Raw genomic sequence first — 9035 nt, 5'->3', positions numbered from 1 at the left:
CCGGGGTCTCTAGCTCACGATAATTTTCAGACATGTTTCGCCGCCCATAAAAAAAGCCGGCATAGGCCGGCTTGTCACAAGAACCCTGCGGTTCTTACATCTCGTGCGTAATGATGTTGGGGATGGTGTCATCCTTGCGCAACGTCATTATCTCGCAGCCGTTATCAGTCACCACAATAGTATGCTCATACTGTGCCGACAAGCTGCGATCTTTGGTTTTCACCGTCCAGCCGTCTTTCATGGTGCGGATGCGGTAATCACCGGCATTGACCATGGGCTCGATAGTGAAGGCCATACCGGCCTGCAGCACCACGCCGCCGTCATCGGCATCGTAATGCAGTACCTGAGGCTCTTCGTGGAAACCTTCACCGATGCCGTGGCCGCAATATTCGCGCACTACGGAGAATTTCTCTGCTTCAACAAACTGTTGGATCGCTTTACCCAGAGTACGCAGGCGAATACCCGGCTTGACCATCTTCAAGGCCAGATACAGGCTTTCCTGAGTGATGCGGCACAGGCGCTCGCCCAGAATGGTGGGTTTACCGACGATGAACATCTTGGAGGTATCGCCGTGGAAGCCGTCTTTGATCACGGTTACGTCGATATTGACGATATCGCCGTCCTTCAGCACCTTGTCGTCACTTGGGATGCCGTGGCACACCACTTCGTTCACCGAGATACACACCGATTTTGGGAAGCCGTGATAGCCCAGGCAGGCCGAGATCGCCTGCTGTGCATTGGTGATATGTTCGTGACAGATCCTGTCCAGCTCGCCGGTGGTGACGCCGGGTTTAACGTGGGGCTCGATGATTTCCAGCACTTCTGCGGCCAGGCGGCCCGCAACGCGCATCTTTTGAATGTCATCAGGTGTTTTAATTGAAATTGCCATGAAAGTTAGTCCGCAGGTGTCGTTATGGTCGACAAGGTAGAAAGATAAGGCATTGAGTTATGGTATCAGCCCGGCTTGAGGCTGCCAAATTTCATTTGTGAATGGCTAGTCCAACTGCAACAAAAGTTGGTGTCTGGGGCGGGTTTATGGTATAAAGCGCGCCGGCAGATCCGCATTCGGCCTTGAGTGCCAGTGAGGAAATGACCGCAAGTAGTTTAACTGCACTCACATTGTGTAAATAACACACACGTATCGACACATCCGCCGGGGTGCCTTGAGATGACTCGCGTCGTTGTCCGGGTCGGCGTTATGGGATACGTGGAGGCATAACCCCAATCAACTCTAATAGAGGTTTTAATCATGGCAACTGTTTCCATGCGCGACATGCTCCAGGCTGGTGTACACTTTGGTCACCAGACCCGTTACTGGAACCCGAAAATGAAGCCTTTCATCTTCGGCGCACGTAACAAGGTTCACATCATCAACCTGGAAAAAACCGTACCAATGGCCAACCTGGCTTTGGCTGAACTGACCAAGATCTCTTCCCGTAAAGGTAAGATCCTGTTCGTTGGTACCAAGCGCGCAGCAAGCGAAGCGGTAAAAGAATATGCTAACGGCTGCGATCAGTTCTTCGTGAACCATCGCTGGTTGGGCGGCATGCTGACTAACTGGAAAACCGTTCGTCAGTCAATCAAACGTTTGAAAGATCTGGAAATCCAGTCCCAAGACGGCACCTTCGACAAGCTGACCAAGAAAGAAGCGCTGATGCGCACTCGTGAACTGGCCAAGCTGGAAAACTCCCTGGGTGGTATCAAGGACATGGGTGGTCTGCCAGACGCTCTGTTTGTTATCGATGCCGATCACGAACACATCGCGATCAAAGAAGCCAACAACCTGGGTATCCCGGTATTCTCTATCGTTGATACCAACTCAGATCCAGACGGCGTTGACTTCATCATCCCTGGTAACGACGACGCAATCCGTGCAATCAAATTGTACCTGACCGCCGTTTCTGCCGCCATCCGTGAAGGTCGTTCTCAAGATCTGGCCGTTCAGGCGGAAGAAAGCTTCGTAGAAGCTGAATAATAAGGTCAAGCCCTTATTAACCAGGTATTGAATATGTTGGTTAGGGGGGCCTTTAAGGGCCCCCTTTGCTTATCTGAATGAGAACTATCTCCGAGCGAGATAACCGAGGAAAAAGAAATGGCTGATATTACCGCTGCCCTGGTAAAAGAACTGCGTGAGCGTACCAGCGCAGGTATGATGGATTGCAAAAAAGCGCTGATCGAATCTAACGGCGACATCGAGCTGGCAATCGAAAACATGCGTAAATCTGGCGCGATCAAAGCGGCGAAAAAAGCAGGCAACGTAGCTGCTGACGGCGTGATCAAAACCAAGATCGAAGGCAACTTCGGCATGATCGTGGAAGTTAACTGCCAGACCGACTTCGTTGCTAAAGACGGCGGTTTCCAGGCTTTCGCTGACAAAGTGTTGGATGCGGCTTTTGCTGGCAAAATCACTGACGTTGACGTGCTGAAAGCGCAGTTCGAAGAAGAGCGTGTGGCGCTGGTGGCAAAAATCGGTGAGAACATCAACATTCGCCGCATTGCTGCCCTGGAAGGCGACGTGTTGGGTAGCTACCTGCACGGTGCTCGCATCGGTGTTCTGGTTGCCGCTACCAAAGGCGCGGATGAAGAGCTGGTTAAGCAGCTGGCAATGCACGTTGCCGCTAGCAAGCCTGAATTCGTTAAGCCTGAAGATGTGTCTGCTGAAGTGGTAGAGAAAGAGTACCAAGTTCAGTTGGACATCGCCATGCAGTCTGGCAAGCCGAAAGAAATCGCAGAGAAGATGGTTGAAGGCCGCATGAAGAAATTCACCGGCGAAGTCTCTCTGACCGGTCAGCCTTTCGTGATCGAACCAAGCAAGAGCGTTGCTCAGGTGCTGAAAGAGCACAACACTGACGTAACCAATTTCATCCGCTTTGAAGTGGGTGAAGGCATCGAGAAAGTTGAAGCTGACTTTGCTGCTGAAGTTGCAGCAATGAGCAAACAGTCTTAATGCTGTAAATGGAGCCGCCGCGAGGCGGCTCCATTTTATCCAGCCAGAGAAACGCCGATGCTGGGCCCCGTGTGCCCAGGCTAATCGGTTGAAAACCCCAATACTATTACTACTGCTTCTTAGGACAGAACACCATGGCAACCAATGCAAAACCCGTTTATCAGCGTATCCTGCTCAAACTGAGTGGTGAAGCCCTGCAAGGTGCAGAAGGCTTTGGGATCGACGCTAGCGTTTTGGATCGCATGGCTCAGGAAGTAAAAGAGCTGGTCGAGCTGGGCATCCAGGTCGGTGTAGTTATTGGCGGTGGCAATCTTTTCCGTGGTGCAGGTCTGGCACAAGCCGGCATGAACCGCGTAGTGGGCGACCACATGGGAATGCTGGCTACCGTGATGAACGGCCTGGCTATGCGTGATGCACTGCACCGTGCCTATGTGAACGCCCGCCTGATGTCTGCCATTCCATTGAATGGCGTATGTGACAACTACAGCTGGGCAGAGGCGATCAGCCTGCTGCGTAACAACCGCGTGGTGATTTTCTCCGCCGGTACGGGTAATCCGTTCTTTACCACTGATTCTGCGGCCTGCCTGCGCGGCATCGAAATTGAAGCCGATGTGGTATTGAAAGCGACTAAAGTGGATGGTGTATACTCCGCTGACCCGGTGAAAAACCCGGACGCAACGCTGTACGAACAGATCACCTACCAGGACGTGTTGGAACGTGAGTTAAAAGTGATGGATCTGGCGGCGTTTACGCTGGCCCGCGACCATGGCTTGCCGATCCGCGTATTCAACATGAACAAGCCGGGCGCACTGCGTCGCGTGGTGATGGGTGAGAACGAAGGTACTCTGATCACTAAATAACGGCTGTTTGGCCAAATTTCGCAGGAGCGGGTAACGCCAGGCGTTGTGTGCTTCTGATAAGTAAAATTCACGGGCTATACTTTTCAGTACAGCCTGCCAAGTAACCAGCTTCCAAGGGTTCGCAACGTGATTAATGAAATCAGAAAAGATGCTGATTCACGCATGGAAAAAAGCGTCGAAGCATTCAAAAACCAAATCAGCAAGATCCGTACTGGCCGTGCTTCTCCAAGCATCCTGGACGGCATCATGGTGGAATACTATGGTTCAGCAACGCCGCTGCGCCAACTGGCCAACGTCACGGTAGAAGATTCCCGTACGCTGGCGATCAACCTGTTTGACCGTTCTCTGGGCCAGGCAGTAGAAAAAGCCATTATGTCTTCCGATCTGGGCCTGAACCCGAGCTCGGCCGGCACCGTGATCCGAGTTCCACTTCCTCCGCTGACGGAAGAGCGTCGTAAGGATCTGATCAAGGTCGTACGTGGCGAAGCAGAGCAGGGCCGTGTCGCCGTGCGTAACGTGCGCCGCGATGCCAACGATAAAGTGAAGGCACTGCTGAAAGACAAAGAAATCAGCGAAGATGAAGATCGCCGTTCACAAGACGACATCCAGAAAATGACCGATGCTTACATCAAACTGCTTGATGCGGCGTTGGCAGATAAAGAAAAAGAACTGATGGATTTCTAATCTCCATCGCCTTGAAATAGAGCGTCGCCTTGGCGGCGCTTTATTTTTTGTGGTGCAGATCTCGTTTTATCGTACGCACAGAGCGTAAACCAGCCATGATGCAAGTTACACTGTGGTGTACCTCCGATCTCATCACGTAGTAGATTCAGAGCGATCTCATGAAGCAACTGACAATTCTGGGTTCCACCGGTTCCGTGGGGACCAGCACCCTGGCCGTGGTCAGGGAAAATCCCGACCTTTTCGCGATCAAGGCACTAGTCGCTGGCCGTAATGTGGCGGTCATGGCGCAGCAGTGCATAGAGTTCCGCCCGAGCTATGCGGCAATGGCCGATGAGCAGGCCGCGAATGAGTTACGTGCCGTGCTGGCAGAAAACGGTGTGAAAACCGACGTGCTGGCAGGTGAAAAGGCAGCCTGCGAGCTGGCCGCATTAGACGACGTCGATCAGGTGACGGCCGCGATTGTCGGGGCTGCGGGGCTGTTGCCCACCTTGGCTGCTATTCGTGCCGGTAAGCAGGTACTGCTGGCTAACAAAGAGTCTCTGGTTACCTGTGGCCGACTGTTTATGGACGCGGTGCAAAAGAGCCAGACACAACTGTTGCCGTTGGACAGTGAGCACAACGCCATCTTCCAGAGCCTGCCAGAAAGCATCCAACGCCAATTGGGTTATAGCTCTCTTGAAGCCCACGGTGTTTCGCGCATCGTACTGACCGGTTCTGGTGGCCCGTTCCGTACTACGCCAATGGAACAGTTCGCCACTATGACGCCGGATCAAGCCTGCGCTCATCCCAACTGGTCGATGGGGCGCAAGATCTCGGTGGATTCCGCCACCATGATGAACAAGGGGCTGGAGTATATCGAAGCCCGCTGGCTGTTCAACGCCTCAGCAGAGCAGATGGAAGTCATCCTCCACCCGCAGTCGGTGATCCACTCCATGGTGCGCTATGCCGATGGTAGCGTGTTGGCCCAACTGGGAACGCCGGATATGCGCACGCCTATCGCCCATGCCATGGCTTATCCACAGAGAGTCAGTTCCGGGGTGGCAGCGTTAGATTTCTGCCGTATCGGGGCGCTGACCTTCTCTGAGCCGGAGCGTGAGCGCTATCCTTGTCTGTATTTGGCAATCGAAGCCTTCGACGCAGGCCAGGCGGCAACCACCGCCCTCAACGCGGCCAATGAAATTGCCGTGGCGGCATTCTTGCAGCAACAGATTCGTTTTACCGATATTTCAGCCGTGAACCAAAAGGTTGTTGAATGTATGGCGCTGCCGGAGCCAACCAGCATTGAGATGGTACTGGAGATCGATCGCCAGGCGCGTGAGGTGGCTAGCGGTTTAGTTCGTAACATGCGGGTGTAATCACTTGAGCGGGTTATGCCATGGGCAAATTCGGCTCTGCTACATTGTCTGAATTTGCTTGTAAAGTCGCCAGGCCGCCGTGTGGCCGTTTGTTCAGGCTTCACGGAGGTGTTATAGTCTGCGCCATAATCACCGGTTATACCGTTGAATAAAGGCCGGATTGGCAGCCCTTTTTACCTGACAAACGCGGCCAATAGTGCCGTGCCAAGCCAGAAGACGGGTAAAACTTACGCCAATCTTTGCCGGGAGCTCCCTGGAGCACAAGGCAGGCAGACTGAAAAGCTGTGTCAGGCACACGGCTTTTTTTGCGCGTAAGGTCCGATATTCCGGCAAGGCTATGGTGTTTCTACCGAGGAAATAAGTACGAGTTATGTCGTCCGCAAACCAACAAGAAGCTAATCTTTCTGCTCATGGGCCACGTCATGTCGCGATCATTATGGACGGCAATGGGCGTTGGGCTAAACGCCAGGGCAAGTTACGTGTCTTCGGTCATAAAGCAGGGGTGAAATCGGTACGCCGTGCGGTCAGTTTTGCCGCCAGTCACCATTTGGATGCACTCACGCTTTATGCCTTCAGCAGCGAAAACTGGAACCGCCCGGCGCAGGAAGTCTCCGCCCTGATGGAGCTTTTTGTCCGCGCACTGGACAGCGAAGTAAAAAGCCTGCATAAACATAATGTCAGGTTGCGTGTGATCGGTGATGTCAGCCGGTTTAGCGCACGTTTGCAAGAGCGTATCCGCCGCTCGGAGCAACTGACAGAAAATAACGATGGCCTGACGCTTAACGTTGCTGCCAATTACGGTGGCCGTTGGGATATTATTCAGGGAGTGAAGGATCTGGCCGAGCAAGTGCAGCAGGGTACGCTGTGCGTAGATCAGATCAGCGAAGAGTTACTGGGCGAGCGCGTCTGCATGAGCGATCTGTCTCCGGTGGATCTGGTGATCCGTACCGGTGGCGAACATCGCATCAGTAACTTTTTGTTGTGGCAAATTGCTTACGCCGAGCTTTACTTTACTGATGTACTCTGGCCAGATTTTGATGAACTTGTCTTTGAAGGTGCGCTGAATGCATTTGCACAACGCGAGCGTCGCTTCGGAGGAACAACACCTATCGACGCCAATGCGTCCTAGGGGGAACTTTTGCTGAAGTCTCGCATCATAACGGCTCTGATTTTAATTCCGATTGTTATCGCAGCGCTGTTCTTGCTGCCGCCGATGGGCTTTGCCCTGGTAACACTCGCTGTGTGCATGTTAGCCGCCTGGGAATGGGGGCAGTTAGCTGGCTTTGCTGCCCGCCCCCAACGTATCTGGCTGGCGATATTATGCGGCTTCCTGTTGGCGCTGATGATGCTCAGCGTGCCCGCCTACCATCAGTCTGTTCACCAATTGCAGATCGCTGGCCCGTTGTGGCTGTCGCTGGGCTGGTGGCTGGTGGCTCTGCTGCTGGTGCTGTTCTACCCAGGCTCGGCGGCGCTGTGGCGTAATTCACGCTCCTTGCGGCTGGTATTTGGCCTGTTGACCATCGTGCCGTTTTTCTGGGGCATGCTGGCACTGCGCCAATTCGGCTATGAAGAGAATCATTTTACCGGTGCCTGGTGGTTGCTGTACGTTATGCTGCTGGTCTGGGGCGCGGATTCTGGCGCCTATATGTTCGGCAAGCTGTTTGGCAAACACAAGCTGGCACCGAAGGTCTCCCCGGGCAAAACCTGGGAAGGGCTGATCGGCGGTCTGGTAACGTCAGCCGTGATTTCATGGCTGTTTGGCCGCTATGCGCCGCTGAACGTGGTACCTATGACCCTATTGATCTGTTCGGTGATTGCGGCGTTGGCCTCGGTGCTGGGCGATCTGACGGAAAGCATGTTCAAACGTGAAGCCGGTATCAAGGACAGTGGTCATCTGATCCCGGGGCACGGTGGTATTCTGGATCGTATCGATAGCCTGACCGCAGCGGTACCGGTATTTGCCTGCTTGATGCTGTTAGTGTTTTAATCCGTCATCGGCGGGGGGAGTAAAGGGATTCTATGGTCAGCGTACTCTGGAACTTGGTCGCGTTTATTATCGCTCTGGGTATATTGATCACCGTGCATGAGTTCGGGCACTTTTGGGTGGCCCGTCGCTGTGGCGTCCGTGTGGAGCGTTTCTCTATCGGCTTTGGCCGTGCGCTATGGCGCCGCACCGATCGCCAGGGCACCGAATATGTCGTCGCCATGATCCCCCTTGGCGGCTATGTCAAAATGCTCGATGAGCGCGTCGAAACGGTAGCTCCCGAGCTGCGTCACGAGGCGTTCAACAATAAAACCGTCAGCCAGCGCGCAGCGATTGTCAGCGCGGGTCCCATTGCCAATTTCCTGTTTGCCATTCTTGCCTATTGGATCGTCTTTATCATCGGTGTGCCGAGCTATCGCCCGGTTATCGGCGAAATTGCTCCGCAATCTATTGCCGCCAAGGCCGAAATTTCTCCGGGAATGGAACTTAAGTCCGTTGACGGTATCGAAACGCCTGACTGGGAATCCGTTCGTCTGGCGTTGGTGACTAAAATCGGTGATGCGCAAACCGAGGTAGAAATTGCTCCGTTTGGTTCTTCACAAAAGGTGAGCAAGACCCTGGATCTGCGCCACTGGAGCTTTGAGCCGGACAAAGAAGATCCCGTGCGTTCTCTAGGCATGATCCCGCGTGGCCCGCAGATTGAATCCGTGCTGGCAGAAGTACAGGCCGGGTCGGCTGCGCAAAAGGCGGGTTTACAAGCGGGGGACAGGATCGTTAAAGTCGATGGTCAGCTACTTGGCCGTTGGGTTACCTTGGTTAAACGTATCCACAATGCTCCAGGGCAACCGCTGGTTTTAGAGATCGAAAGAAACGGCGCCCCCTTGTCTTTAACGCTGATACCGGATACAAAGCCGGTGGGAAAAGATAAGTCGGTGGGTTTTGCTGGCATTATTCCAAAAGTGTTGCCGTTGCCGGACGAGTACAAAACGATTCGCCAGTATGGGCCGTTCCCTGCGCTGTATCAGGCTGGGGACAAAACCTGGCAACTGATGCATCTTACGGTCAGTATGTTGGGGAAATTAATTACCGGTGATGTGAAGCTGAACAACCTGAGTGGCCCAATTTCCATTGCACAGGGAGCAGGGGCGTCAGCAGGGGTTGGGTTCGTGTATTATATGATGTTTCTGGCGTTGATTAGCGTCAAC

9 protein-coding genes are annotated in these 9035 nt (G+C 53.6%); 8 read left to right on the top strand and 1 reads right to left on the bottom strand.

What is annotated here, in order from left to right:
• Window positions 1-94: 94 nt before the first annotated feature.
• On the bottom strand, window positions 95-889 hold the full coding sequence (gene map, locus ACLQ7H_RS13615; RefSeq protein ID WP_411753132.1) for a type I methionyl aminopeptidase: 795 nt from the start codon (window positions 887-889) through the stop codon (window positions 95-97).
• Between the two features lie 360 nt (window positions 890-1249).
• On the opposite strand from map, the gene rpsB reads away from it, so the two are divergent.
• The 8 genes from rpsB to rseP form a co-directional block, all read left to right on the top strand.
• Window positions 1250-1975 (top strand): 30S ribosomal protein S2, encoded by a 726-nt coding sequence (rpsB, locus tag ACLQ7H_RS13610; protein WP_021179908.1) that lies wholly within the window; start codon window positions 1250-1252, stop codon window positions 1973-1975.
• 117 nt (window positions 1976-2092) lie between these two features.
• Window positions 2093-2947, top strand: coding sequence for a translation elongation factor Ts (tsf, locus tag ACLQ7H_RS13605; RefSeq protein ID WP_021179909.1), 855 nt, complete (start codon window positions 2093-2095; stop codon window positions 2945-2947).
• Window positions 2948-3081: 134 nt separating this feature from the next.
• Window positions 3082-3807 carry a UMP kinase gene (gene pyrH, locus ACLQ7H_RS13600; RefSeq protein WP_021179910.1) on the top strand — a complete coding sequence of 242 codons (726 nt, stop codon included), beginning with the start codon at window positions 3082-3084 and terminating at the stop codon, window positions 3805-3807.
• 126 nt (window positions 3808-3933) lie between these two features.
• The gene (frr, locus tag ACLQ7H_RS13595; RefSeq protein WP_411753131.1) at window positions 3934-4491 is read left to right on the top strand and encodes a ribosome recycling factor; all 558 of its coding nucleotides are present in this window, start codon (window positions 3934-3936) and stop codon (window positions 4489-4491) included.
• Window positions 4492-4649: 158 nt separating this feature from the next.
• Window positions 4650-5846, top strand: coding sequence for a 1-deoxy-D-xylulose-5-phosphate reductoisomerase (ispC, locus tag ACLQ7H_RS13590; protein WP_411753130.1), 1197 nt, complete (start codon window positions 4650-4652; stop codon window positions 5844-5846).
• 370 nt (window positions 5847-6216) lie between these two features.
• Complete coding sequence (ispU, locus tag ACLQ7H_RS13585; protein ID WP_021179913.1) at window positions 6217-6975, top strand: (2E,6E)-farnesyl-diphosphate-specific ditrans,polycis-undecaprenyl-diphosphate synthase; 759 nt, start codon at window positions 6217-6219, stop codon at window positions 6973-6975.
• A gap of 9 nt (window positions 6976-6984) precedes the next feature.
• Window positions 6985-7833, top strand: coding sequence for a phosphatidate cytidylyltransferase (cdsA, locus tag ACLQ7H_RS13580; protein ID WP_411753129.1), 849 nt, complete (start codon window positions 6985-6987; stop codon window positions 7831-7833).
• Window positions 7834-7865: 32 nt separating this feature from the next.
• A partial coding sequence (rseP, locus tag ACLQ7H_RS13575) for a sigma E protease regulator RseP (protein ID WP_411753128.1) occupies window positions 7866-9035 on the top strand: 1170 nt, incomplete at its 3' end.

It is taken from the genome of Serratia sp. (in: enterobacteria), assembly GCF_046715635.1.
Lineage (GTDB): Bacteria > Pseudomonadota > Gammaproteobacteria > Enterobacterales > Enterobacteriaceae > Chania.
This window is presented reverse-complemented; position numbering and strand designations above follow the sequence as displayed.

Bases quoted from the DNA above. Each gene is read 5' to 3' on its own strand.
- map (WP_411753132.1), bottom strand. From the start codon at position 889: ATGGCAATTTCAATTAAAACACCTGATGACATTCAAAAGATGCGCGTT.
- rpsB (WP_021179908.1), top strand. From the start codon at position 1,250: ATGGCAACTGTTTCCATGCGCGACATGCTCCAGGCTGGTGTACACTTT.
- tsf (WP_021179909.1), top strand. From the start codon at position 2,093: ATGGCTGATATTACCGCTGCCCTGGTAAAAGAACTGCGTGAGCGTACC.
- pyrH (WP_021179910.1), top strand. From the start codon at position 3,082: ATGGCAACCAATGCAAAACCCGTTTATCAGCGTATCCTGCTCAAACTG.
- ispC (WP_411753130.1), top strand. From the start codon at position 4,650: ATGAAGCAACTGACAATTCTGGGTTCCACCGGTTCCGTGGGGACCAGC.
- ispU (WP_021179913.1), top strand. From the start codon at position 6,217: ATGTCGTCCGCAAACCAACAAGAAGCTAATCTTTCTGCTCATGGGCCA.